Here is a 24,495-nt window from a genome sequence, read left to right on the forward strand (position 1 = left end):
GGGTCAAAAGTTGAGAATGGAGTTGATGGATTTCTGCTGCGCGTCGGTTACGCTGTCGAAGCTCACCCCGGCGCCGGGAATACTCCGTGAAATCCCCCACGGGTGCGACCAGCGGACAGTGGCGGGAATGGGGGTCTGGTCCCTGAACTCGGTGAAGCGGAGCCAGATCTTGTCCCCCTCGTGAAGCTCCTGCATGGAGTGGAGATAGATCCCCCCCTGGGAGATGTTGACGCAGAACGACTTGGTGGCCTCGACGAACCCGGCATCGGCGGAGACGAGGACGTTGAGAACGACCTCCCGCCTCTTGTGGCGGCGAAGACACCTGGCCGGAAAGGCACGGCACCTGCTTTCGATGAAATAGTTAAGGACGGAACCGGCATCGGGGGAAAAGGTCTGCTCGAGAGGACTCAGGGCGATCTTCCTGTGCTTCTTGTCCCACTTGACCCTCAGGATGGGGAAGATGTTGAAACACTCATAGGCGACCTGCTTCTCTTCCTTGCTGCAACGAACCAGGGTGAGGATGTCTACCAGCAATCCGTTGATGGGACGATCCATCGCGATCGCGGCCATCTCGTTGAACGAGGCCGCGATATCACACATGACGCCGATTTCGGCGAGGGCCTTTTCGTACGCACTCCCCGCCTCAGCGTCATTCACTACAATCAGCACCCTGAGATTTTCCATCGGCGTCTTCTGTCCTGTCTCTACTATGTCCTGTGGTTCCGGATCAAAGGCCTTCCGCCGCGACGACCTGCTACACTATAGCGTCTGACTCTGGAAGGTCAATCGTCATGTCGGCACCCTCACCGTTCGATGCCGGGGGCAGGTACCCATTCATCCCACATCGGCACCACGGCCGTTAACTGAAGGAGTTCCGGCTAGGATAAAGCCTTACTCCCACCTTATACTTGCCTTGATCGGGAAAGGGATGGTATCAACGGTTAACCGTCCGATGGAGGCGAACACGGACGGTCGAGGCCGGTAAAGGAACGGAGTAGCGATGTTCGATCAGCAGCTTTGGATGGGGCTTTTGGGGCTCCTGCCGCTTCTTGTCTACGTGGTGCTGGTTTTCCGCGACGTGGAGATCCTCACCGCCACCGTCATCTCCGTGATCCTCGGAGCCATCCTCAGCCACCAGAGCGCCCTCTCCTTCGCCGCCGCCCTCGCCAACAGCATGAGCTCCTTCCTCGCCCTGGTCGGCCTCATCATCATGCTCGGCCGGGGGCTCGGCGAGGTGCTAAGCGCCACCAAAGTTTCCCACACCATCGTCCACCGCATCATCTTCACCGTCGGGGTCGACACCGAGAACAAGGCGATCGCCGGCATCATGCTCGCCTGTCTCACCATCGTCGGCCTGCTCGGCACCATGGCCGGGGGGAACGCGATCATCGCCCCCATCGTGCTCCCCATCGCCGCCGCCGTCGGCCTCTCCCGGAGCACGGTCGCCATCGTCTTCCAGGCGGTCGGCGAGGAGGCGCTGATCCTCGGCCCCTTCACCCCTCCCGTCATCACCCTGCTCGGGCTGACCAAGATATCCTACGGGGCCATGCTCCTCTTCGTCTCCGGCCCGGTCGCCCTGGTAACCATCACCGCGACCTGGTTCATGGTCCGCCGCATCCAGCGCCAGACCAAGGACATCCACCCCTACGAGAAACCGGAAGGGATCGAGCTCTTCCACCCCACCAGGCAAAGCCGCCGCGCGACGCTGGCCTTCGCCGGCTGTTTCCTGGCCGCCGTCGTCTACGGCATGGCGGTCAAGGCGCCGACCTCCTTCGTCATCGTCATCATGCTGGGACTTTCGCTGGTAACCGGGCTGGTGGGGGGACTGAAGCTGGATGAGATCCTGAGGCTGGTGATCAAGGGGATGGCGGGGAACGTCGGGCTGTTCCTTCTCTTCCTGCTCCTCGACCCGTTCATCGTGTTCGTTCAGCAGGCGGGGGGATTCGCGGCCCTGGCGAAACTGATCAGGCCGATGATGGAGTTGGGGGGAAAGCCGGTGATCGTCATCACCGGGGGGCTATTGGGAGCCTTCGGGATCAGCGGAGCGACGGTGGCCACCCTGAAGCTACTGCACGAGATGTTCAACCCGCTTTTATCCCGCTACGCCGTCTCGATGCTCGCCTGGTCGCTCGCCCTGGTGGTCGCCACCCGGGTCAACAATTTCGTCTTCCCCGGGGCCAACATGGTGAGCTCGCTCGGCTTCGCCGAGTCCGAGGACCTTAAATCCATGATCAGAAACGGCTGGCTGGTGGCCACCTGCCAGATCACCCTGCTCATCCTCTTCAGCGTCTTCTTCGCCTGACCCCAAAGCCTTCTCCCTCCCCTTCAAGGAGAGGGTCGGGGTGAGGATGGGGGATTAGTTCACTTTCCCGGCTTGCTCGAGGTGACGGCGGTGATGACCACGGAGAGGTCGCCGGCGGGACGTTTCACGGTCACCTCGTCGTCAACCTTCTTCCCCAACAAGGCTTTGCCCACCGGGGAGTCGACGCTGATCCTCCCGAGGCTCACGTCGAACTCGTCGGGCCCCACCAGCTGGTAGCAGCGCTCGTCGCCGTTCTCGTCCTCGTAGGTTACCCAGCAGCCGAAGCTGACCGAGGTGGGGTTGAGCGGCGGATACACCACCTTCACCACCTTCAGCCGGTCCCCCAGGTGCTTCAGTTCCCGGTCGATCTCCCTCAGCCGCTTCTTGGAATAGATATATTCCGCGTTCTCGGAGCGGTCCCCTTCGGCGGCGGCGTCCGCCATGTTCTTCACCATCCGGGGGCGTTCGTTCTCCCAGAGATAGTCGTAGCGTTCCTGCAATTTCTTGCGCCCTTCGGCGCTGATCATGTTGGTCATCGTTTGGCTGTTACTCCGTTATTTCGTTTCGCCGGGAGGCTGGACCGGTGCTGCGGGCGGGATTGCCGGAACCGCAGCCGGCTCGTTTCCCGCCCCTTCGGCCACCGCCGGAGGAACCTGCCCGCCGCCCGCCGGGGCCGCCGGAAGATCGGCCGGGAGCGCGGTCTCGGGATTGGCCGCCGGCGGAGTCGGCTGGGGCACGGAAGCCCCGAGCACGCCACCGTCCGGCGAGATGGACGGCGGAGGATTCGCCGCCGCGTCCTCGGAGGAGAGGGTAGGAGGAGGCGACGCGGGGCGCGCGGCCTTGGCGGCGCCGTGCTCTTCTTCCTCCGGTTCGCCGGAGGCGTTCTGCTCGCCCGTGCAGATCTCGTCTTGGGCCATCTCCAAAACCGACTCGGGGGGGACCGGTTCGAAGACCGGCTCGCCCGAGGCGAGCGTCTTGCCGAGCTCCCTTCTCCCCTTGTCGAACATGATGGTGCCGCGCACCCGGTAACTCGAAACCGCGCAGTCCAGCTCGTAGTTGGTCAGGATGTAGGCGAGGTTGGAGACGTTGTACTCCCTGCGGTAGTACTCCTTGTCCTTGGCCACCGACTTGATCCAGAAGACGTAGACGTTGTCGGGAAGCGGGTGGACCGACTTGCGGTCCAGGTAGTACTTGAGATCGCCGTCCTCGGCAAAGTTGTACCAGCGATCCTCCCCGTAGGTCAGACCACTCCACGCCATCAGCAACAACATCGACAACATAATCGTCCGGACGTTCATGCCACCCTCCTGTGGGCCAATGAAGCAGGGGCTTATGCCGGGCTCATGATAGACCACTTTGGTGGTGAACGCAACCTCCGCTCTTGAAAGTCCCCCTTTGGAAAAGGGGGATTTAGGGGGATTTCCGCCGTTGCCAGCGCCATAAATCCCCCCTGTCCCCCCTTTTTCAAAGGGGGGGACGTGATGACAAGCAGCGTAGGTCGTGTTGAGGAACGAAACGCGATGGTTTCCACGGTCATCCTACTTGAGGGACTTCTAGTGGTCTTCGTGGCGGTACTGCTTGAGGGATTTCTGGTAGGTCTGCTGGATTTCGTTGGGGGAGCCCTGCTTGACGTAATTTGCGAGCTGGCGTACTAGGTACACGGTCACCAGGAAGACGACCGCGACGAGGATCCCCCGCAGCACCTTCTCGCGGGTGGTGAGCGGCTCGGGAGGGGGCGGCTCGGAAAATCCGAACTCGCGGCGGTCGGCGCGGTTGCGTAAAAACTCCATCTGGGTGGCGGAGATGTGCTGGAACAGCAGGTCGCGGTCGTGCTCGGCCAGCATGGCGAACGACATCCCGGCCCGGCACCCGGCCTTCCCCCTGACCTTGGCGGGTATCACGTGAATGACCCGGGCCACCGTGTGAATCAGCCGGGGAGGCGCCAGCGGGAGGTGGATCTCCATCGCCACCAGGTCGTCCGGATAGGCGTGGTGGCCGAGGAGAAAGGCGAGCCCTCCGCCGCCGAGGTTGATCTCCCAGTGAGGCAGGTCGCGCCACTCGAGCGGAACGGTGGGACGGTAACGGGCTCGGTGGGCGGCGATGACCACCTCGTCGAACCCCTGGAACTTCATCTGCTCGATCTCGCGGCGCTGCTTCCAGTCGGCCTCGACGGAGCTGTAGGCGGCCTCCTTGATGAAGGCGTACTTGATCCGCAGGTCGAGGTTGATCCGGAAGAACTGACGCCGCTCCTTGAGAGTGAAGGGGCCGAAGAGCCGTATCCGCAGCACCTTCTGGCTCTGCTTGTCCGTGATGATCCCGCTGCAGGTGTAGTGCTCGTTTTTGATCCGGATGCTGACGTCGAGGATGTACCCCTGGTCGATGTGTACTTCGGCCGGGAGGACGTCGCGGGAGATCTGGACCTGCAGCTCGTCCCCCTCGAACTCCCCCACCACCGCCCACTCGCGGAACACCCCGCCACCGGAGAGCGGAATGCCGACCTCGATGCGGGACCCGGGGTTCAGGAATTCGCGGTAGGCGTCGTAGTAATTCTCCACCATGACTGCTCCCTGCTCATAATAACAGCGGCAACGTCCATATCATTAAACTGCACTACGGCGTGATTGCAACAGGTTACCGGAAGAAAAGGGGCCTTCGATGCCATTTTCATGAAGGAAAGCCCTTGACAGTTCCCGAGCCTGTGCTATCACAGGATGGTCCAAGTTTTCTCATTTAATTCAACTAGGGAGGTATTCATCATGAAAAATGTGGCGAAGGCAGCAGCGGCTCTTATCCTGGTACTGGCGGCAACGAGCGCCCTGGCGGTTCCCCCGGGCAAGACGGTGGAGTGGCAGACCCCGAACGGCAAGGTGGTGTTCAGCGGCGACGTCCACGCCAAAAAAGGATTGAAGTGCGCCGACTGCCACACCAAGATTTTCAAGATGAAAAAAGGAGCCGATGTGTTCAAGATGTCGGACATCTACGCCGGCAAGTACTGCGGTGTGTGCCACAACGGCAAGAAAGCCTTCAAAGCAATGGGCAACTGCGCCAAGTGCCACAAGAAGTAAATCTTTCGGAATGCGCCCCGGCTCTGCTATAGTAGCCGGGGCGCGCACCCTGCCGAAGGGGCGCGCCAGTTGAAGGCGCCGCTGACGGCAGGAGTTGAGCAGTTCCCCCTCCTCGATCCTTTCAGCCGGCCCGCTCCGGCCCCCGCGGAAACGATCCGCCGCCAGCCGGACAGGACGGCGGTGTCCATCTCCCGAAATCGAACAATCCCTGATTAATAGAGCGACGCAAGGAGAGTATTGCCATGAGCGTTACCAAGAGATCGGTCTGCCCGTTCGACTGCCCGGACACCTGCGGCCTGTTGGTCGAGGTCGAGGGAGGGCGAGCCGTGGCGGTCAAAGGAGATCCCGAGCACCCGTACACCCGCGGCTCCCTCTGTCCGAAGATGCTCCACTACGAGAAGAGCGTGCATTCGCCGCTGCGGCTTACCACCCCGCTCAAAAGAACCGGAGCCAAGGGTTCCGGCGAATTCGCCCCCATCTCCTGGGACGAAGCGGTGGCGGCCATCGCCGGGCGCTGGAAGGAGATCATCGCCACCCACGGCGCCGAGGCGATCCTCCCCTACTCCTACGCCGGGACCATGGGGGTCGTGCAGCGGAACGCCGGGCACCCCTTCTTCCACCGGCTAGGGGCCTCCCGCCTGGACCGCACCATCTGCTCACCCGCCAAGGGGGCGGGATGGCAGGCGGTCATGGGAAAGACGCCGACCCCGCACCCCGACAGCGCGGGTAAGAGCGATCTCCTCATCCTCTGGGGGATCAACGCCGCCGCCACCAGCATCCATTTCCTCAACGCGGTCCGTGAGGTCAAGCAGCGGGGAGGCGAGGTCTGGCTGATCGACACCTACCGGACCCCGACCGCGGCCGCCGCCGACCGCACCATCCTGGTCCGTCCCGGCAGCGACGCGGCGCTCGCCCTCGGCATCATGCACGTCCTTGCCCGCGAGGGGCTCGTGAACGAGCCGTTTGTGGCAGAGAGCGTCCTCGGCTACCGGGAGTTCCGGCGCGAGGTGCTCGGCACCTTCACCCTTGACGAGGCATCCCGGCTCACCGGACTTCCCGTCGCCACCATCGAGGAGCTGGCCCGCAGGTACGCGGCGGCCAAGGCGCCCTTCATCCGGATCGGGAGCGGGCTGTCCCGCTACGGCAACGGCGCCATGACGGTACGCTGCATCGCCTGCCTTCCCGCGCTCGTGGGAGCCTGGGAGCGCGAGGGGGGCGGAGCCTTCCCCGACACCTCCACCGGCGGCGCCTTCGCCATGGAGCACGTCCTGCGCGAGGACTTCGTCACCACCCCCACCCGCATCGTCAACATGAACCGGCTCGGGGAGGCGCTGAACACGCTGAACAATCCCCCCGTGATGAGCCTCTACGTCTACCACTCGAACCCGGCGGCGGTGACCCCGGACCAGAACGCGGTCCTCAGGGGGCTTTCCCGCGACGACCTCTTCACCGTGGTCCACGAGCGCTTCCTGACCGACACCGCCCGCTACGCCGACATCGTCCTCCCCGCCACCTCGTCGCTTGAACACAGCGACATCTACCGCGCCTACGGGACCTACTGCATCCAAAGGGCCCGCGCCGCCGTCGACCCGGTGGGGGAGAGCAAGTCCAACTGGGAGGTCTTCTCCCTGCTGGCCAAGGCCCTGGGCTTCGAGGAGGAGCCCTTCACCCTGACCGCCGACGAATTGATCGACCGCCTGCTGGCGCTTCCGTCGCCGATGAGGGAGGGGATCGACACCCGCGCCCTCGCCGAGGGGAAGGGAGTGGAGCTGACCGTCAATCGGGACGGCGGGTATCTCACCCGCTCCGGGAAGATCGAGATCCTCAACCGGAGCCTGCCGGAGCCGCTCCCCTGCTACCTTCCGACCCACGAGGAGGAGGGGAAACTCCCCTTCCGGCTGATGACCGCCCCCAACCCGTTCGCGCTCAACGCCACCTTCTACGACCAGCCGGACCTGCGGGAGAAGCAGGGGGGAATGCGCCTGCAGATGAATCCTTCCGACGCCGACGCCCGCGGCCTCAAGCACGGGGAGCGGGTGGTCGCCTTCAACGAGCTCGGCGAGGTCCCCTTCTTCCTGGACGCCACCGACCGCGTCCCTCCCGGCGTGGTGGTGGCCGAGGGTGTCTGGTGGATCGCCCATGCCCCGGGGAACCGCTCGGTGAACGCCCTCACCTCCCAGCGGCTGACCGACCAGGGGGGAGGGAGCACCTTCTACGACAACCGGGTGGACGTCCGCCCGGAATAAGGAGACTGCCCGAGGGAGGGGACTGGCTCCGCCAGGTGCCTGTCCCCTTAGCCGCGCCCTTAGTCCGCGGCCACCGCCCTCTTCACTCCCTCCGCGATCCGTAAAAGGGGGCCGCCCCTCTGCTGCCAGGCCCCTGGCGCCTCCGACATTTTCCCTCATGCTTTGTTCACCGCTGCCGATGTAGAAAAGGGAAGCGCGATTAAAGCACGAAAGCGGGGGGCGGTATGGAGGCTAACAGCAAGATCCTTCTCGAAAGCGGTACCAACGAGCTCGAGATAGTGGAGTTCAGGATCGACGAGGTCGATGCCAAGGGGAACGTGGTTCCCTGCTATTTCGGCGTCAACGTCGCCAAGGTGCGGGAGATCATCCGGCTGCCGAACCTGCGCAAGGTGGTCAACGCCCACCCCGCGGTCTGCGGGATGATCAAGCTGAGGGAGCAGGTCATCACCCTGATCGACCTCTCCCGGTCGCTCAACAAGAACACCGACGGCATCGCCGCCGACCGGGTCATCGTCCTCGAGTTCAACCGGATCGTGGTGGGGATGCTCGTCCATTCGGTCTCCCGCATCTACCGGATCTCCTGGGAAAACGTGGAGCCGCCGGTCAAGGCCATCCACGACGCCAACATAACCGGCGTAGTGAAGATGGAGGACCGGATCATCCTGATCCTCGACTTCGAGAAGATCGTCAGCGAGCTCTCCTTCGGGGAGGCACTCTCCCGCCCCAGCGACGAGCTCCTCGCCAACGCCCCGCTCAACCGGAGCGAAAAGACCATCCTGGTCGCCGACGACTCCAGGTTCATCCGCAGCACCATCTCCAGCTCCCTGCGGGAAGCCGGGTACCAGGTGCTGGAGGCCGAGAACGGCGAGGACGCCTGGGAGCAGGTGACCAGCCTGCGGGACCGGGCCGCCCAGCAGGGAAGCCCGATCTCCCAGCTGCTCAACTTGGTGATCACCGACATCGAGATGCCGCGCATGGACGGCCTGCACCTCACCGCGCTGATCCGCAAGGAATCGATGCTCGACGAGATGCCGGTGGTCCTCTTCTCTTCGCTCGCCACCGACGACAACAAGGCCAAATGGAAGAACCTGGGCGCCAACGACATCCTGACCAAGCCGGACCTTCCCAACCTGGTGGAGCGGGCGGACAGCCTCGTCCACTGACCCATCCCCCCGAGCTTTCCGTGGTGGTCCCGCTCTTCAACGAGGAGCGGGCCATCGCTTCCTTCCTGAACGAACTGGCCCTCCAACAAGCGATCGATTTTGAGGTGATCCTCTCCGACGGCGGCTCTTCCGACGGCACCCTCGCCGAACTCTCCCGGCTCGTCCCCTCCCTCCCCTTCCCGGTGAAGGTGGTGACGGGGAGCAAGGGGCGGGGCGCCCAGCTGAACCGTGGGGCCGCCGAAGCCCGCAGCGGGATGCTCCTCTTTTTGCACGCCGATTCGGCCTTCGGCGATCCCCTTTCTTTCCGCAAGGGAGTCGATGCGCTCGAGCAGGCGGGGCGCACGAGCCCGCTGCCGGTTGCCGGCCACTTTCCCCTCACCTTCGCCTTCCCCGGTTCACCGCCGCTCCCCTACCGCTTTTACGGCGAAAAGGCGGCCCTCGACCGCCCGGGGTGTACCCACGGCGACCAGGGATTCCTGATCCCCCTCCCCCTCTTCCGCGAGCTCGGCCCCTTCGACCCGGAGCTCCCGCTCATGGAGGACAACGTCCTGGCGGAGCGGATCCGGCGGCAGGGGCGATGGATCCTGCTCTCCACCCCCATCGCCACCTCGCCGCGGCGCTTCCTCGCCGAGGGGCTCCTCCCCCGCCAGACGCTGAACGCCATCCTCATGGACCTGGCCGCCGTCGGCAGGCTCGACCTGATCGACTCGCTCAGGGAGACCTACCGGAGCCAGGACCGGACCGGCCGGCTCGATCTTTCCCCTTTGCTGGAGAATCTGCGGATGCGGATTGCCGGGCTGCCGCCGGCGGAGCGGAGGGATCTCTGGAGAAAGACCGGGCGCTACGTGAGGCTAAACGCCTGGCAGATCCCGTTTTTCTTAGACGTGGTCATGAAAAAGGCGGCCGGCGGCAAGGGGGGAATCTTCCTCTCGCTGCACGACCGCCTGGTGGGGAGGTTGCTCGATAATGGGGTGGCGGATCTGGCCGCCTCGTGGCTGGTCCGGCTCTGGTTCCGGCTGGTCCTCAGGCGGTGCCGTCGATGATGGCGGCGTCGGCCTCCAGGTAGGATTTGAGGCGGGGGGCCTCCTCCTCGCCCAGTTCGACGAACTCGATGCCGAAGCCGCCCGGCAGGGTGGACTTGATCCGGCCGGTCTCCTCGTTGAGCCAGGCGACCCGCCCCTTGACCTCCAAGAGGAGCGGGCTCTCCCCTTCCAGGTAGAAGGCCACCTTGACCGGCGTGTCGCACGGCACCTTCTGATGGCTCGCCACGAAGATGCCGCCGTCGCTGATGTCGAGGGCGTTGGCGCTCAGGGAGCTGTTGCCGATCAGGACGAGGACCGGGAAATGACAGGGGAGACGGACGTCGCGGCGGTCGACCGTGCTCGTGTAGCGGCGGGCCATCTCCAGGAACTCCCGGCGCTGGACCGGTTTGGTCAGGAAGTCGTTGCACCCGGCCCGGAGGGCCTTCTCGCGGTCCTCGTCGTGGCCGGCGGTGGTCAGGATGATCACCGGGGTATCGCAGATGAAGGGATCAGCCTTGATGGCGGCGCAACACTCGAGCCCGTCCATCTCCGGCATGTGCATGTCCATGAAGACCAGGTCGGGAGCCTCCTTGCGGATGACCTCCAGCGCCTCGACCCCGTTGGCGGCGGTGAAGACGTCCACCTCCGAGATCTTCAGGAAGCTCTTCTCCAGTTCCAGCACCAGCCTGGTGTCGTCGACCAGCAGTATCTTCGCTTTCGCCACCTGACTCCCCCCGTTCCTGTCACGTGCGAGCCGTCAGCACCTCGTCAAAATTTCACAGTGCCAACAGCACTACACGAAAAATTTCAGCAATTAACCAATATTGCCGCCCCTTTGTCAACGCAAATTATTCCTGTCCGCCCCGCCCCCCCCGCCCTCCCACCCAAAGCAAGACCGGGCAACGAAGCCGGCATGTCGTCCCCCCCTTTGCGAAGGGGGGACAGGGGGGATTTTAACCAAAGCCAGTCCCTACCGCCACCACCGAAATCCTCGCGTCCCCTCCCCTTCAAGGGGAGGGCCAGGGTGAGGATGGGCTCCCCCCCCTTCTTACACAACCACTCTCATAAATTCCCCCAACGATCTCATCCTGAGCGGCGCGCACCCGAAATAATCCCCATCGCACTGCACCGCCTTATTCCCCGTGATCTCCACCTCTTCCGCGGAAAAGACCGTCACCCCGCTCCCCTCGGAAACCCGCCCCGCGAGCAGCAGCAGAAAGAGCTTGAAGTAGTCCGTTCTCCCCCCCTTGATGCAAACCACCTGGAACCCCGGCGCGAAGAGATCCGCCTGCGGCGCGAGCAGAAAATCCCCCGCATACCGCACCGCGTTGCAGACGATCACGCTATGGCACTCGACGCTCCTCCCGCCCCCGGTAACCGTGAGGCTTGCGCGGTCCCAATCGCGCATCACCCGGAACGCCGACAGCGCGTAGGCCCCCTTCCCGAACCGTCTCTTCTCCGCGAGCCGGACCCCTTCGACCACCGCGCCGTCCACCCCGACCCCGGCCATGAGGAGAAACCGTTTCGTCTCCCCCCCGCACGAGATCTCCCCCACCGATACCGGACGCGTATCCCCGCGCACGATGCGGGCGACCGCATCCTCCGCCGTGGCGATTTTCAGTTCCCGGGCCAGCACGTTCGACGTCCCCATAGGCACCACCGCCAGCGTAGCCGCCTTAGCCGTGAGCCCGTTGAGGACCCCGTTGACCGTCCCGTCCCCCCCCGCCACCACGATGAGCGGATCAGCCACCTCGTCGCAGAGCCGTTTGGCAAAGAGAGCCGGATCCAGAGCAGAGGTAGTGGGAAGCAGCTCCGCCTCCATCCCCCCCTGCTTAAGTCCGTTCATAATGGAATCAACTTTGGGTTGCGAGAAGCTCCCCGAAGTAGGATTAACAATGACAAAGCACCGACGTCCCAAGCGTCACCTCAGACATAGAGTAGAAAAAAGCCGTCCCAGCTATATACCCCATTCCCCCCCCAATCACAATCACCCAGAAGCTATGCTTTGAATGTTGAAGGAAGTCCTGATCCTTAAAAAAATGCGATGAATAGCGTCTGCCAAAGGTTCACCTTTGACAAGCCCCCCTGATCTCTATATAGTCCGCATTAATTTGCCAGCTAGGTGTAAGGCATTAGAGGGGAGGCCGGGGTCTTGAGAAGTATGCAAACGCCCCTGGCGGGATGACCGTTTTTTCCGCTCATCCCCCCAAACGGAACATTTCACCACCACACGAGTGCGGTATATCAACCGGTTACGTCAGCAGTCGGCATCACCCACTTTACGCCGCGCATGGTGCGGGTGTGATATCAACAATTTCCGGTCAATAAGTTGTTGGCGAGGTAAAAGGAAGGATCACAATGAAATTTCGAATGATAATGACTCTGTTTTTTGTCTTCTTTTCGTCCGCAGCCAATGCACAAAGCTATGTCTCGCTTTCAAAGTCAATGGTGAGTGGGAAGTGGTACGAGCACAGGATATCCGTGGAGAACCTCACCAAGGTACCGCAATGGAATCCCTTCGATGACCCCGCCCCTCTTCCTCCCCACAAGGCTATTGCCATCTCAAGAGATTACCTTAAGAAGCACAACAAAGACATCGGCCACCTCGCACTTGGGACTATTACGATCGATCGCGTGATCTCCAAAAAAGTGAAGAACCGCTGGAAGTACATGATCTCGATCCTAGACCGTAACGACATGGCAAACTCATTCAACATCGTAGTAATGATGGATGGCACCGTCATCGAACCAGTCGAAATCTCCGATCCGGGAGTGGTTTGTCCAGAGGAAGAATAATCCTCGGGTGAAGGTGGGGCAGCTAAAGAGGCTGAAAAACCCGACGTGTCCGCCACCATTTAATCTGACGCCGAGAAAGAAGAAAAGTTGCCAACCAAGCGCATGGACCAGGTCTCCGCGATTGAGAGTGTTGGTGAAAGCTGGAAGGAGTTGAGCGCTCCGCCGGTCATGCCGCGCCGTTGGCGGGAAAGACACTAACATTGACCTTAGAGAGGCAAATGACACAGTGAAAGCTTCTCTATAGGATTCACAGCGACAATGACCAAATTACGAAGTGATCTCGGGAAAAAGCATACGTGAGGAGGTGTTATGGGAATTTTTGGCGATGAGAGAGTTGACTATCTGGAAGCGGAAAGACAGAAGCTCTGGGGACAAGTCACTGCGCTTCAAGAACAACTGCGCAATACCCAAGGAGAGTGTCAATCACTGAAAGAGCAGTCACGCGCACTCGAAGTAGCACTGGCAAAGAAAACAAGTGACTATGAGGCTGAAGCAAAAGAATCTTCTGAAAAAGCCTCTTCATATGAAACAAATAGCAAGGCATCGTTTGAGAACATCAGCAATTTTCAGGCAGAGGCTAGTGTTAAGCTTGAGGAAATACGTGCTGCATTACAGACAGCTGCCGCTTTACAACCGGAGATAAGTCAATTCCATATCTCAGCGCAAACCGAGGAAAAGAACGTAAAGCAATTAATGCTGAATATAGAAACACTGCATAAAGGGGTAACAGAAAAGGTAAATGAGCTTAATACAATATACTCAAGTCATTCTGGGTACGTAGAAAAAGTGACGAAACTTGAGGAATTATATTCAAAAGGTGATGACCTTGCCGCTAAAATTGAACAATTTCATAAAACTGTACTTGGGAAAAGTGAACAAATCAATAAACTTCATTTAAATATTGTCGGTTACATTGGTAAAGACGACAAAGGAGGAGATGTAAAGGTACCTGGATTAAAAGATAAATTGGAAAATGAGTATAATGAACTTCAAGACTTAGCTGGTAAGTTAGGTCAAAAAATTACAGAGATAGAAGCAACTACCGAATCCGAACTTACTTCTTATACTCAAGCTAAAGAAAATGAATTTAGTTCAACGCTTGATAAGTGGAAAAACGAATACAATGTAGCTTTAAAAAGAATCAAAGATTTATTGCCAGATGCGCTTACAGCTGGCCTGAGCGCAGCGTACCATGACAAAAAGGAAGCTGAAATTAAGGAAAGCGAAATACTAACTAGTAAGTTTGTTAAGGCTATTATTGGTATGGTGGTAGTTTCGTTGATTCCGTTTGCAGTGAGTATTTATTCATGGTATGTAGCCACGCCATTGGAAAAGGTTTTACTGGATATGCCAAGACTTGTTCTTGCAATTCTTCCTTTGTACATTCCTGTTTTGTGGTTAGCATATTCCTCTAACAAAAGTATAAAATTATCTAAAAGACTTATTGAAGAATACACACACAAGGAGGTATTGAGCAAAACGTTTGAGGGGCTATCAAGACAGATTGAAAATATTGAAGACCAAGAGATTTCCTCGGATTTAAAGATCAAACTGCTTTATAACATACTTGAAGTTAACTCTGAAAATCCAGGAAAATTGATTACTGATTATAATAAGTCAGACCACCCACTTATGGATGCTTTGGAAAAAAGTGTGAAATTGGGTAACACTATTGATAAGATAGCCGAAATTCCAGGTTTATCTAAGCTTGTTTCGGTATTGGAGAAGAAAACAAGAAAGACGCTTGATGAGAAGAAAAAACAAGCAAAAGCTGGTTTAGATGCAATCGTAGATGAAGAGGAAGATGAGCCATAAGGCAAAGGTAAGGGCAAACTGATTGCGGATGACTGACCGATGCCCGCCGAACCTGTCATGTCCGCCCCGACCTAGACACAAATTGTAAGCACTAGCAGTGGCAATACTTTACCAGGGAGGCCTTTTATGCATAATTGCACGTGCGTCAAGCAAGCCACCTCAATGATTGATTGGGACATGACAAGCAAGGCTGGTACTACCATAGCTGCAATCTTGATTGCCATACAAATATTTGTTGCAGTGTGGTCAATTTATCAAACAAACAAGAGAGATAGAATGAAGTCGACTCTCGAATATTACGAAAAGGTGAACCAAGAGATAAAAACTGCAAAAGGTGACGTTAGGAAAAAATACGGTTCGACTCTTACACGTGACACGTGCGCGCAGATTCTGAAGGATAGCGAATATACTGTTAAACTTCATAAGATACTTAATGCTTACGAACGAATGTGCTTGGCGGCTAACATCGGCATCTTTGACATTGACGTTCTCAACAAAATAAGCGGAGCTAACTTAATTCAGAATTATGACAGATACTCTGCTTATATCCTATATCGACGTGAGATAAAGGATAAAGAATTCATATGGGTTGAGTTTGAAAAACTAATTCGTGAGCTGAGGCGTAAGAGAAAATAGGGGCAATTGGGGCAGGATTGATTAATGACGGAGACAATATAAGCAGCGGTTTTCCAACCATCCGCAGGACCAGGTCAAAGCCGGGTCAGCGGGGCGTTGGGGGAGGAGGGTAGGTGACAAGCAAACAAAAGAAAAGTAGAAAGGGGAAAAAAGCTCCCACCAGAACAAAACAGGTCATGCGGTGGCATCTGGACGGTACCTTCCCGGGTAATGATCCCAATGGTCAGCCGGTGGGCGAAGATTTCAGGGTAGTGGCGCACGACGTGATCTGCATCGTAAAGGATCTGATCACGGGGACCCCCCTCTCCGATCCGCGTGAGATCAAAATTGGCATAACTTCAAGGCCAGTACCGTATATCGACGCCACCACCGACCCCAAGTTCCTGTTGATTTTTCTCTCAATGACAGATGACGACCTGATGGTAAGGCGGGATTATGCAAAGTTTGCCTTCCAACTCGGCCACGAACTCGGGCATGCGGTAATGGGGCCGTTACGGACTAACGGGCTCATCGAAACGCTGGCGGATGCCTTCTCCTACGAGGTCCTCGACCGGATGAACCGTCTGTGGGAAAGAAAGTACAGCGCCACAAGACCGCATTGGGCCTCGTGGGCATCCCATTTCACGGATTACCAAAAAAACGAGGAGGCTGAGCGCTTCGCTGGCCTTCCAGCGTCAATCCGAAACGCGGTGGGGGAACCCGACTGGCCCCAGGTTCCCGACTACCTTAAAAACAACCTCGGCATACTCGAGATGAACCTGACGGAGGAGGCGGGTCTGAGACTTAGGTCGCTGGGGGCAAGTGCATTACGCAGGAACAAGATTCCCTGGAAGGATCTCCTCGGCATAAGTGGATTCACCACCCCGTCTGCCAAAGACGACCCCGGTTTTCGCAGCGACCTCCAGACCGAGGTGCACCTGCTACCAAATGCGGTGCGGAACATTCTACCCCGGATCGGAAGGTAGAACCCTAGCAGGTTGTTGGAAGGTGCGAAGGACCCGGTTCAAAGCAAGGGGACGGTCATGCGTTGCATGCGTTTCTCTATGCAGGGAACGTCTGAGGGGCCAAGTCCAGGATCCGCCATGCAGGCAGCCTGGGGGTCAAGGGTAGGGGCAGTGGGACCGGGTGTTGAGAAGTTGATAGATTGAAGGGGGCGCTAGTAGTGATAGCGTGCCTGAAGGAAATCTATAGAATCGTCGCGGACGAGATAAAAGGCGATGGGGCCAGGCTTTTAAGGTCTCAAGTTTGCCGTAGTTATTACACACAGGTTGGGGGAGATGGGGCCACCCATTGATAACCGGATAACTCAAGGCGTCCTCGTGCATTACGCAATAACGTCCCGAGATGTCCATTTATCAATGGGTGGACCCACTATGGCCCCAGATTTCACAGACTGTGACAAGGTTGCAGTCTAGGGGAGGCAAAATGAACTTCAAAGGGGCAGCCTGGGGGTCAAGTCTTGAATGTTGAATTTCCGGGAAACCGTTATCGAGCCGGAGAAAAAGGGGACAGGCTACTTTTGCAGTAAATCGAACAGGTCGGGGAGGGAAAAGTAGCCTGTCCCCTTTTCCTTCACCGTTAATTGGCAGCGGAAAGTGGAAAGATCTTCCGATTCAGCAGATTCGAGGGGCCTGTTCTGGAATCCGCCCTCAGGAGGCCGGAGCCGGTGATAGAGAAGAGAGGAAACCAGCGTGGATAATCATAGCGGCCAGACGTTCACCGAGTTGTGCCAGTTCATCGTCGATCCGGGGTCGGTGCGGTTGCTTCCGAAACCGTATTGCCTCCGGAATTTGATCGTGATCCTGGGGAGGGTTGAGCCCGCTGCCGACTCCCTCGATTACGCTCGGGTGCCTCAACCCTAAGAACGAGATTCGGGCAGCCTGGGGGTCAAGTCCTGAATGTTGAATTTCCGAGGCAAAGCAAGGGGACGGTGAAAAAACTTCCCCACCCTTCTTCCATCGGTAGGCTCCTACCCGACGAGCTAGCCCAGCCGGAGAAAAAGGGGACAGGCTACTTTTGCAGTAAATCGAACAGGTCGGGGAGGGAAAAGTAGCCTGTCCCCTTTTCCTTCACCTTGAAGGGGGCGCTAGTAGTGATAGCGTGCCTGAAGGAAATCTATAGAATCGTCGCGGACGAGATAAAAGGCGATGGGGCCAGGCTTTTAAAGCCTCAAGTTTGCCGTAGTTATTACACACAGGTTGGGGGAGATGGGGCCACCCATTGATAACCGGATAACTCAAGGCGTCCTCGTGCATTACGCAATAACGTCCCGAGATGTCCATTTATCAATGGGTGGACCCACTATGGTCCCAGATTTCACAGACTGTGACAAGGTTGCAGTCTAGGGGAGGCCAAATGAACTTCAAAGGTAACTTTTGGTACGTCTTTATCGCTTTAACATTTTCCATCTTTGCCTTTGGATGTGCCACTACACCGGTTCCGTCAGAGGAAGCCACTCTTGTACCTAGCAACCAGATCCATGATAATCGATATCTACAAGAGCGCGAAGGCACCGGTGAAGTTATTGTCAAAAGAGACAAGGGATTTCTAGGCTCTGGTTGTTTTTCAAAGGTTTATATTGACGCAATCTTTATCGCCTATGTAGATCCGGCGGAAAAGGTAGTCCTGTTCTTACCTGAAGGCGACCATCTTGTAGGCGCGGAACCCAATAGCATTTGCGGTGGTGGCTTGTCAGAATCAAAAGCGTCTGTAACCAAAGGTAAAAAACTCGTATTTCGAATCGGATATGGCAGCAATGGTGACTACCACATCCTACCCACAGCCTTCTAAACGGGGAAAGGTTTTGGGCCAGACAAAGGGGGCCAGCCATTGATAACCGGATAAGCTTTTATGGCACGCCCCGAGAAATCACTATATCAAGGGAAGCCGAGGGGGACGCCCATGCGATGCATGCGTTTCCCGGATGAAAGGGGAAGCCGAGGGGGACGCCCATGCGATGCATGCGTTTCCCGGATGAAAGGATCGCCAGAGGAGAACGAGGACCGCGTGCGGCGAGAAACGCATGGAACGCATGGGCGTCCACCTTGATTGCCTTTCATTCATTTAGCCTCTCCCCCCCCCCACACACACTTCTAACTTACTGAACTTGAGCGGCCTATGAAACGAGCAATGTCCCTAGCCTTCCTGCTGGTTCTCCTTATCTGCCTTCCTGCGATAGCAGATGAGTTGGAGGACTTCGGCTCACAGATGTCCTACTTTTACCTGGCCCCTTCTGCGGAAGGGTTTAAAGCTTTCCAGGCAAAGGCAGACAAGTTTCGCGGACAATTTGAGAAGGCAGGTAACGGCGCTAAGGTTCTCACGGCAGTAATGATCGCAAGGATCTCGGAAAAGAACGGGTGGCCGATCACGGACGGTGCGCTAGGCGATCTCGCACGAGAAATCGCGAAAGGCGAATCGAAATTAGCGAAGTATGTTTCCGACGATGCGCAAGTTGATCCAGGGAAATTGGATGTGTGGTGGGCCAGTTTCTTCGCTACGGGTGATGAGAGGTATCTAGAAAGGATCTTCAATTATGCTGGCCTCGAGCTTCCCAAAGGGGACATCGAGCGGTTGATGGTGATCGGTTCAGCTACATGGTCATTCAAGGCCAACTGCCGTCAACACAAGAAGGTCTTGGAATTTGCCAAACGAAAGTTGGAGGCTCCAGGCTTAGCTGAGCCACAAAGATCATTTCTCCGTGACTGCATCAAGTCGGCAGTCGAACCAGATAGCCACCAAGAAGAGGCTTATGGGGAGTATGGGACGCTGGTTACTTCGTTGAGTTAGTCGGGGAGAAGAACTACGGGAGCTATGAAAGGAAGGGCCATGGGGTCAGCCATTGATAACCGGATAAGTTTTTGTGGCACGCCCCGAGATATCAATATATCAATGGCTGACCCCATCGTCTTTCTATTCGCTTAACTTGTTGGCGGATGAGAGCCGGAAATCACTAAGAGAAGTCCATCCAGAAGTTAGGCCTAGCAATGATGAGAGGGCGCAGTCCCATGAGCACAGTTATATCAGCTGATCAAAATCCAGCCGCGGGCGCTACGGTAGTTATTACGCACAGGTTGCGCGAAAATAAGCAGGCAGAATATGAAAGGTGGCTCGAGGAGATCGCCCCTCTTTGCAAAGCTTCACCCGGTCATCTGGACTGGCACATCGTCCGTCCGATACCAGGGTTGACGGAAACGTACACCGTCATAATTCGATTTGATACCGAGGCGCATTTGCGGGAGTGGATGGAGTCCCCAACCCGCGCCCGTTTGATAGAAAAAGTTCGGCCACTGCTTATGACCAAGGATGACTTTTTTATCAGTAGCGGATTGGATTTCTGGTTTACCCCCGCGGGAGCGAAGGCCAAGGTGCCTGTACGCTGGAAACAGTACCTGGTGACATGGTCAGCCATCTACCCTCTAGCGTTAAGTGTGCCTCTGGTCGTTACTCCAATTCTGCAAGACCTTGGGATTCCGAATAACCGTCTAATAACAACATTGGCGGTGACGGGACTCGTTGTTTTCCTTATGGTGTACGTGGTAATGCCCCGCTATACCAGACTGGTTCAGCGATGGTTATTTAGATAATGCACCCCGCACCCAATATACGCGCTTAGATCATTGCCGATCTAGAGCATGATGGGGATTGGTGGGACGCAATACTAATAAGAGGGGTGCTGATGGTTTTGAATTCGACCCCGTCAGCTTGGTTTCGATCGGAGGGGAAATGAAATGCTGCATACGTGCACTCCTGTGGGGTCTCTTTCTGATTCTCTGCGGGTGCGCAACAGAAATGGTAAAGCGTCTTCCAAAGCAAGTCGAAGATGTTGGTGAGGTTAAGAGTGCATGTATGGCGGGCAATGAACTGTTCGTGGACTATGTGCCTTACCTCTATCACACGAGATTAGGACTTGCATACGACAAGGATATGAAGCCATCCTCTGTCGGCGACCAGCAAAGGATCAGTTTTAATCTCGGCAGAATCAATCAGCTGACACCGAGGCAGTTTGGTCATAGGTTAAATAGTTACACCAGAAAAAAATTGGTCGAGCTCGTATACGAGCCGGAAACACATACACGCGGAGGACGCTTTATCCCTATCACCGTAGCGAAATATTCTACGTTTGACACAAAATGCAACGTTACCGTTCCTGTTTATACTGACGTTGACGATGCCATAACTACAGATGAACCGATTGCTTTGATTCTGGAAAGGTTCGGCGAAGCTCCGGAGAATTACTACCAATATTTAATGTTCCAGCACGAAGACAACAATATCGAGATCATTTCCCTTCCTGCTCTTCCTTTGAAGGAATCGGAAAGCCCCGCATGGAAGGTCGTGAGTTATACCCTATATCCTTTTGCGATCGTCTGGGATGTAGCAACCTTCCCTGTGCAGATCCCATTGGCTATGCGGAGTTTGGGTGATGGGGCAACTCGCTCTTTTCCTTAGCCGTTAATTGGCAGCGGAAAGTGGAAAGATCATCCGATTCAGAGATTCGAGGGGCCTGTTCTGGAATCCGCCCTCAGGAGGCCGGAGCGGGTGATAGAGAAGAGAGGAAACCAGCGTGGATACTCATAGCGGCCAGATGTTTACCGAGTTGTGCCAGTTCATCGTCGATCCGGGGTCGGTGCGGTTGCTTCCGAAACCGTATTGCCTCCGGAATTTGATCGTCATCCTGGGGAGGGTTGAGCCCGCTGCCGATTCCACGATTACGCTTGGCTGCCTGAACCCTAAGAACGAGATTCTGATCGGGGAGGTATCGGGACTACTGCAACGACAGGTCACACCGGTGCAGCTTAACGACTACGAGATCGTGAAGGCGATTAACATCGGCCATGGCGCCGACCTGAACGGTTCTTCCAACCGGCTCCCCCTCACTCCGGTTCGAACCCTGTCCTTCTCCCCCGACTTGTCTTCCTCACAATTGCTCGACGAGATCCTCGGCAAGGCCTTGGAGTGCGGCGCGACCGATATCCACTTCGAGAGCTACGAGGAGGATGTGGATGTGCGGATCAGGGTGGATGGACTGCTGCGAGGCTTCTCCACCGCCATCGATAACGACAACATCAGCTCTATCGTCTCCCGCATCAAGATCCTCGCCGGACTCGACATCACCGAACGTCACCGCGCCCAGGATGGACGCATCGCCGCCTGCTGTCAGCATGACGGAACGGCCCGCGACGTCGACTTCCGCGTGTCGGTGGTGCCGGGGCCGTTTGGGGAGGATGTGGTCATGCGCATCCTCGACAGCTCCAATCCATTGATCGGACTGGAAAAGCTTGGCTTCCACAGGGATGTGATGACCCAGTTCGAGCAGATCGCATCCAACCCCGAAGGGCTCATCCTGGTCACCGGCCCTACCGGGAGCGGCAAGACCACCACGCTCTATTCCGCCCTCCAAAAGATCAACACTCCCGAGAACAAGATCCTCACCGTCGAAGACCCGATCGAGTACACCTTCGACAAGATCAATCAGAAGCAGATCACCCCGTTCATGAGCTTTGCCGACTACGCGTGCTCCTTCATGCGCCAGGACCCCGATATCATCCTGATCGGCGAGATACGCGACGAGGAGACCGCCTCCGCTGCCATGCGCGCGGCGCAGACCGGCCACCTCGTGCTCAGCACGCTGCACACCAACGACTCCGTGCGCACCGTGTCGAGGCTCCTGACCTTGGGAATCGATGCCAGCCTGATTGCCAGCTCGCTGCTCGGGGCGATCTCGCAGCGGCTGGTGCGGAAACTGTGTGACAAGTGCAAGCAGGAGACCGCGCCCACCGAGCAGGAGCGTCTCCTGTTCAACCTCCCCGCCGGCGGAAGGTATTTCACCGCCCCAGGTTGCGAAGCCTGCGACCATACCGGGTTCAAGGGTCGGACCGGCATTTACGAGCTCTTCATCCCCGACGACGAGATCGCCGACATGATAACCTCCGAGCAGTCGATGCACCTCATCCGAAGGCGTGCGTTGGAGAAAGGCATGCGCTCCCTGCTCGCCGACGCCCTCGACAAGGCCCGCCAGGGAACGATCCCCCTCTCCGAGATCCTCCGCGCCGTCCCCTACCGCATCATCGCCGCAGAATGCGGCACCAATCCTCTATGACCACTCCAGCACCGACAGGTCGCTTCCGCCTCCTTCAAAGGGGCCGACAGGGATGAGGGAGGAAAATGCATATTTTATAGGACCTAGAAAGAAATGACTTAACAGACCGTAATCACTTAGGATTACCGAAAAAACCATCACCCCTCGACGGCGAACCATCGGAGCGGGAGCACATGGAGTGACCGCGGCTATTCACTCGAAATTGCTACGTAATTTGATATCGCCAAGAGGTCGGCATGTCCATAATCTGCCCATCCAGGACCGTCAAAACGGGTACAGCTTTCGGTTGCCGGTGAGGGGGAGGCTGATAGACTTCCCACATGCCTACCCTCGCCCGCATAGACCAGGTTGAACTTCTCCAGCACGTCATCGTCAAAGCCGTCCCGGGCCAACGGCTCTTCGAGGACGACACCGACCGTGACACCTTCCTCAGTATGCTGAAGCCTCTCCTCGCCCGGACGGGGACCAGGTGCCTCGCCTGGGTCCTGCTGCCCGACCACTTCCACCTGCTGCTTCGCCCCACCACGTACAGGCTCACCACCCTGATGCTGCCGCTCTTGGTCGGCTATGCCCGCGGCTTCAACAAGCGGCACGGCCGGCGCGGCCGCCTGTTCCGCGGACGCTACAAGTCGGTGGCCTGTGAGGACAACACCGTACTCAAGGAGCTCGTCCGCTACCTCCACCTCCACCCGTTGCGCTCGGGCGAGGTGGCGAAATACAGGGATCTGGAGCGTCACCCATGGTGCGGCCACGGTGCTATCATCGACTCCTCGATGCAGGGCTGGCAAAGCGTGGACGAGGTGCTGGGGCGTTTCGGCAGGAAAAGGGAGCGCTGCCTCCTGGCCTACCGCCGCTTCGTCAAAGCGGGCAGGGGGCAAGGCGAGCGGCGGGAGCTGGCCGGGGGAGGAAAGCGGCGGGTGCGAAGGCTGGGGGTGGAGGCGCGTCCAACCCGGTGCGACGCGCGCATGCTGGGCACCAGCGCCTTCGTCCAGGAGATCGTGGAAGCGCAGCAGTGGCAACGGGCGCCGGTACGAGGTCGGGCGGAGAACATATATACTCCCCGCCGCGCCGTGGTTTCCCTATCGGAACTGGTCGAAAAAGTAGCTGCCGCGGTCGGGCTGAGCCCGGAGCAGGTGCGCCGGCGGTGCCGGGCTCCCGAGGTCCGCAAGGCGCGTAGCGTGATCTGTTATCTGGCGTACATACGGAATTGCCATCCCGGCAAGGCGGTGGCCGCCGAATTGGGCATGGCGCACGCAACCGTCTGTGCTTGCGCCAGAGCGGGCGAGACTCTCCTCCGCTACAACTTCCGGCTGCACCACCTGCGGCTTTGAAAAAAATGCCGTGCTTGTCAGGGGAGGGTCACGGTGCCGTTTGCGGGGCTCTTGGCCAGGACGAGGTCGAGATAGGCGCCCAGGTTCTTTGCGCAGGTTGCGTCGGTCGAGGGGGCGTACAGGAGATCGATTTCGGTGCCGGGGCTTTGGGCCTTTTGCAGGACGACCGAGCCGGCCGGGCAGCCTGTAGGGGTTGCGGTGGCCGTGCTCCAGGTGTGAGTGGCCAGCCCGTCGGGGGAGAATACGGCGCGGGTCACCAACGTGGCGGGAGTGGTGGAGGTAGTAGGAGTCGAGACGGTGAAACTGGTGAATTCGTACATGCTTCCCGCCGACGGCGAGGCAGCCACTTCAAGCCCCGCCGCGCCGGTGGAGAAGTTGGCATCGGTGGCGGAGGCGGCCAAAACGTTGTCCACGTACATGCTGATGGCCGTGCCGATCATCCTCAGCTCGACGGTATGGGTGCTCCCGGCCACCAGGTCGGTGCCGCCGGCCGGGTCGAGGTAGGTGGAGCCCAACTGAGTCTCGGTGCCGCTCACCTCCTTCATCAGCCGCCAGCCGACGCCGTGGGCGAAGTCGGCGAAGTAGCGGCCGTTGGTGTAGCTGCCGCTGGTCTGGATGCGCCCGGAGACGCCGGCGTTGGTCCCGGAGGTCCAGCCGAAGCAGTGGATGGTGCCAATCACGCTGTAATCGCCGGTAGAAAGGGTGCCGGTATTCCAGATGTTGCCGTCGGTTGTGGAGTAGGTGGCCTTGTTGGCCGTGTCGATGTAACTGTTCGAGTTCCAGCCCTGTTTCCACCCGGAATTGACTTCGCCGGCGTGATTGACCAGGGGGATGTTGGATGTGTCGGTGAAGGAATCGTAGATCAATTGGGCGGCCGACGCCGCCGTCGATGCCGCCAGCAGCAGTGAAAAGACAAGTACCAGAACTCTCCGCATAAGTTTCTCCTTCTTTTGGGGGATGGACTGCTTATGAGTCCCGGCTGTTGCCGCAGAACGAAAAAAGCCGGGCGCGAATATCGTT

General features: G+C 58.1%; 22 protein-coding genes. 15 read left to right on the forward strand and 7 right to left on the reverse strand.

Annotated features, from left to right (window positions below):
* Window positions 1–3: 3 nt before the first annotated feature.
* The gene (locus tag L4X63_RS00120) at window positions 4–684 is read right to left on the reverse strand and encodes a PilZ domain-containing protein (RefSeq protein WP_250676558.1); all 681 of its coding nucleotides are present in this window, start codon (window positions 682–684) and stop codon (window positions 4–6) included.
* A gap of 316 nt (window positions 685–1,000) precedes the next feature.
* Between L4X63_RS00120 and L4X63_RS00125 the strand changes: the two genes are divergently transcribed.
* Window positions 1,001–2,302, forward strand: a complete 1,302-nt coding sequence (locus tag L4X63_RS00125; protein ID WP_250676559.1) for a transporter permease — start codon at window positions 1,001–1,003, stop codon at window positions 2,300–2,302.
* 59 nt (window positions 2,303–2,361) lie between these two features.
* On the opposite strand, the gene L4X63_RS00130 is transcribed toward L4X63_RS00125, so the two are convergent.
* From L4X63_RS00130 to L4X63_RS00140, 3 genes are all read right to left on the reverse strand, one after another.
* Window positions 2,362–2,838: a GreA/GreB family elongation factor gene (locus L4X63_RS00130; RefSeq protein WP_250676560.1), complete on the reverse strand. Its 477-nt coding sequence runs from the start codon at window positions 2,836–2,838 to the stop codon at window positions 2,362–2,364.
* An 18-nt stretch (window positions 2,839–2,856) separates the two neighbouring features.
* Complete coding sequence (locus L4X63_RS00135) at window positions 2,857–3,600, reverse strand: surface-adhesin E family protein (RefSeq protein ID WP_250676561.1); 744 nt, start codon at window positions 3,598–3,600, stop codon at window positions 2,857–2,859.
* A 255-nt stretch (window positions 3,601–3,855) separates the two neighbouring features.
* Complete coding sequence (locus L4X63_RS00140) at window positions 3,856–4,860, reverse strand: PilZ-like domain-containing protein (protein ID WP_250676562.1); 1,005 nt, start codon at window positions 4,858–4,860, stop codon at window positions 3,856–3,858.
* Between the two features lie 198 nt (window positions 4,861–5,058).
* Here L4X63_RS00140 and L4X63_RS00145 point away from each other — a divergent pair, with 198 nt between their 5' ends.
* The 4 genes from L4X63_RS00145 (at window position 5,059) to L4X63_RS00160 (ending at window position 9,819) form a co-directional block, all read left to right on the forward strand.
* A complete protein-coding gene (locus tag L4X63_RS00145) occupies window positions 5,059–5,367 on the forward strand; it encodes a cytochrome c3 family protein (protein WP_250676563.1) in 309 nt (102 codons plus the stop codon).
* 242 nt (window positions 5,368–5,609) lie between these two features.
* Entirely contained in the window at window positions 5,610–7,613 is a 2,004-nt protein-coding gene (locus L4X63_RS00150; RefSeq protein WP_250676564.1) for a molybdopterin oxidoreductase family protein, read from the forward strand.
* 224 nt (window positions 7,614–7,837) lie between these two features.
* Window positions 7,838–8,776: a chemotaxis protein CheV gene (locus tag L4X63_RS00155; RefSeq protein ID WP_250676565.1), complete on the forward strand. Its 939-nt coding sequence runs from the start codon at window positions 7,838–7,840 to the stop codon at window positions 8,774–8,776.
* A 20-nt stretch (window positions 8,777–8,796) separates the two neighbouring features.
* A complete protein-coding gene (locus tag L4X63_RS00160; RefSeq protein WP_250676566.1) occupies window positions 8,797–9,819 on the forward strand; it encodes a glycosyltransferase in 1,023 nt (340 codons plus the stop codon).
* Here L4X63_RS00160 and L4X63_RS00165 read toward each other — a convergent pair.
* Window positions 9,800–10,522: a response regulator gene (locus L4X63_RS00165; RefSeq protein ID WP_250676567.1), complete on the reverse strand. Its 723-nt coding sequence runs from the start codon at window positions 10,520–10,522 to the stop codon at window positions 9,800–9,802. The genes L4X63_RS00160 and L4X63_RS00165 overlap by 20 nt on opposite strands.
* A 324-nt stretch (window positions 10,523–10,846) precedes the next feature.
* A complete protein-coding gene (locus L4X63_RS00170) occupies window positions 10,847–11,716 on the reverse strand; it encodes a diacylglycerol/lipid kinase family protein (protein ID WP_284694430.1) in 870 nt (289 codons plus the stop codon).
* Window positions 11,717–12,156: 440 nt separating this feature from the next.
* On the opposite strand from L4X63_RS00170, the gene L4X63_RS00175 reads away from it, so the two are divergent.
* The 10 genes from L4X63_RS00175 to L4X63_RS00220 all read left to right on the forward strand — a co-directional run bounded on the left by L4X63_RS00175 (window position 12,157) and on the right by L4X63_RS00220 (window position 23,475).
* Window positions 12,157–12,594, forward strand: coding sequence for a hypothetical protein (locus L4X63_RS00175; RefSeq protein ID WP_250676569.1), 438 nt, complete (start codon window positions 12,157–12,159; stop codon window positions 12,592–12,594).
* 309 nt (window positions 12,595–12,903) lie between these two features.
* Window positions 12,904–14,409, forward strand: coding sequence for a hypothetical protein (locus L4X63_RS00180; protein WP_250676570.1), 1,506 nt, complete (start codon window positions 12,904–12,906; stop codon window positions 14,407–14,409).
* Between the two features lie 162 nt (window positions 14,410–14,571).
* The gene (locus tag L4X63_RS00185; RefSeq protein WP_250676571.1) at window positions 14,572–15,045 is read left to right on the forward strand and encodes a DUF4760 domain-containing protein; all 474 of its coding nucleotides are present in this window, start codon (window positions 14,572–14,574) and stop codon (window positions 15,043–15,045) included.
* Window positions 15,046–15,158: 113 nt separating this feature from the next.
* Entirely contained in the window at window positions 15,159–16,010 is an 852-nt protein-coding gene (locus L4X63_RS00190) for a M78 family metallopeptidase domain-containing protein (RefSeq protein WP_250676572.1), read from the forward strand.
* A 1,390-nt stretch (window positions 16,011–17,400) separates the two neighbouring features.
* Window positions 17,401–17,835, forward strand: a complete 435-nt coding sequence (locus L4X63_RS00195; RefSeq protein ID WP_250676573.1) for a hypothetical protein — start codon at window positions 17,401–17,403, stop codon at window positions 17,833–17,835.
* 327 nt (window positions 17,836–18,162) lie between these two features.
* Complete coding sequence (locus L4X63_RS00200; RefSeq protein ID WP_250676574.1) at window positions 18,163–18,831, forward strand: hypothetical protein; 669 nt, start codon at window positions 18,163–18,165, stop codon at window positions 18,829–18,831.
* A gap of 218 nt (window positions 18,832–19,049) precedes the next feature.
* The gene (locus L4X63_RS00205; protein ID WP_250676575.1) at window positions 19,050–19,628 is read left to right on the forward strand and encodes an antibiotic biosynthesis monooxygenase; all 579 of its coding nucleotides are present in this window, start codon (window positions 19,050–19,052) and stop codon (window positions 19,626–19,628) included.
* Between the two features lie 139 nt (window positions 19,629–19,767).
* Window positions 19,768–20,493 (forward strand): hypothetical protein, encoded by a 726-nt coding sequence (locus L4X63_RS00210; RefSeq protein ID WP_250676576.1) that lies wholly within the window; start codon window positions 19,768–19,770, stop codon window positions 20,491–20,493.
* A 136-nt stretch (window positions 20,494–20,629) separates the two neighbouring features.
* Window positions 20,630–22,144: a GspE/PulE family protein gene (locus L4X63_RS00215; protein ID WP_250676577.1), complete on the forward strand. Its 1,515-nt coding sequence runs from the start codon at window positions 20,630–20,632 to the stop codon at window positions 22,142–22,144.
* A gap of 320 nt (window positions 22,145–22,464) precedes the next feature.
* Window positions 22,465–23,475 carry a transposase gene (locus L4X63_RS00220; protein WP_250676578.1) on the forward strand — a complete coding sequence of 337 codons (1,011 nt, stop codon included), beginning with the start codon at window positions 22,465–22,467 and terminating at the stop codon, window positions 23,473–23,475.
* A gap of 17 nt (window positions 23,476–23,492) precedes the next feature.
* Here the strand turns inward: L4X63_RS00220 and L4X63_RS00225 are convergent, their stop codons facing one another.
* Window positions 23,493–24,410, reverse strand: a complete 918-nt coding sequence (locus tag L4X63_RS00225; protein ID WP_250676579.1) for a hypothetical protein — start codon at window positions 24,408–24,410, stop codon at window positions 23,493–23,495.
* Window positions 24,411–24,495: the final 85 nt, after the last annotated feature.

This window comes from Geomonas sp. Red32, assembly GCF_023652955.1.
In the GTDB taxonomy this organism is placed as follows: Bacteria; Desulfobacterota; Desulfuromonadia; order Geobacterales; family Geobacteraceae; genus Geomonas.

Bases quoted from the DNA above. Each gene is read 5' to 3' on its own strand.
- L4X63_RS00125 (WP_250676559.1), top strand. From the start codon at position 1,001: ATGTTCGATCAGCAGCTTTGGATGGGGCTTTTGGGGCTCCTGCCGCTT.
- L4X63_RS00140 (WP_250676562.1), bottom strand. From the start codon at position 4,860: ATGGTGGAGAATTACTACGACGCCTACCGCGAATTCCTGAACCCCGGG.
- L4X63_RS00185 (WP_250676571.1), top strand. From the start codon at position 14,572: ATGATTGATTGGGACATGACAAGCAAGGCTGGTACTACCATAGCTGCA.
- L4X63_RS00205 (WP_250676575.1), top strand. From the start codon at position 19,050: ATGAGCACAGTTATATCAGCTGATCAAAATCCAGCCGCGGGCGCTACG.
- L4X63_RS00155 (WP_250676565.1), top strand. From the start codon at position 7,838: ATGGAGGCTAACAGCAAGATCCTTCTCGAAAGCGGTACCAACGAGCTC.
- L4X63_RS00150 (WP_250676564.1), top strand. From the start codon at position 5,610: ATGAGCGTTACCAAGAGATCGGTCTGCCCGTTCGACTGCCCGGACACC.
- L4X63_RS00200 (WP_250676574.1), top strand. From the start codon at position 18,163: ATGAAACGAGCAATGTCCCTAGCCTTCCTGCTGGTTCTCCTTATCTGC.
- L4X63_RS00180 (WP_250676570.1), top strand. From the start codon at position 12,904: ATGGGAATTTTTGGCGATGAGAGAGTTGACTATCTGGAAGCGGAAAGA.
- L4X63_RS00195 (WP_250676573.1), top strand. From the start codon at position 17,401: ATGAACTTCAAAGGTAACTTTTGGTACGTCTTTATCGCTTTAACATTT.
- L4X63_RS00220 (WP_250676578.1), top strand. From the start codon at position 22,465: ATGCCTACCCTCGCCCGCATAGACCAGGTTGAACTTCTCCAGCACGTC.
- L4X63_RS00225 (WP_250676579.1), bottom strand. From the start codon at position 24,410: ATGCGGAGAGTTCTGGTACTTGTCTTTTCACTGCTGCTGGCGGCATCG.
- L4X63_RS00135 (WP_250676561.1), bottom strand. From the start codon at position 3,600: ATGAACGTCCGGACGATTATGTTGTCGATGTTGTTGCTGATGGCGTGG.
- L4X63_RS00130 (WP_250676560.1), bottom strand. From the start codon at position 2,838: ATGACCAACATGATCAGCGCCGAAGGGCGCAAGAAATTGCAGGAACGC.
- L4X63_RS00175 (WP_250676569.1), top strand. From the start codon at position 12,157: ATGAAATTTCGAATGATAATGACTCTGTTTTTTGTCTTCTTTTCGTCC.
- L4X63_RS00120 (WP_250676558.1), bottom strand. From the start codon at position 684: ATGGAAAATCTCAGGGTGCTGATTGTAGTGAATGACGCTGAGGCGGGG.
- L4X63_RS00145 (WP_250676563.1), top strand. From the start codon at position 5,059: ATGAAAAATGTGGCGAAGGCAGCAGCGGCTCTTATCCTGGTACTGGCG.
- L4X63_RS00215 (WP_250676577.1), top strand. From the start codon at position 20,630: ATGTTTACCGAGTTGTGCCAGTTCATCGTCGATCCGGGGTCGGTGCGG.
- L4X63_RS00210 (WP_250676576.1), top strand. From the start codon at position 19,768: ATGAAATGCTGCATACGTGCACTCCTGTGGGGTCTCTTTCTGATTCTC.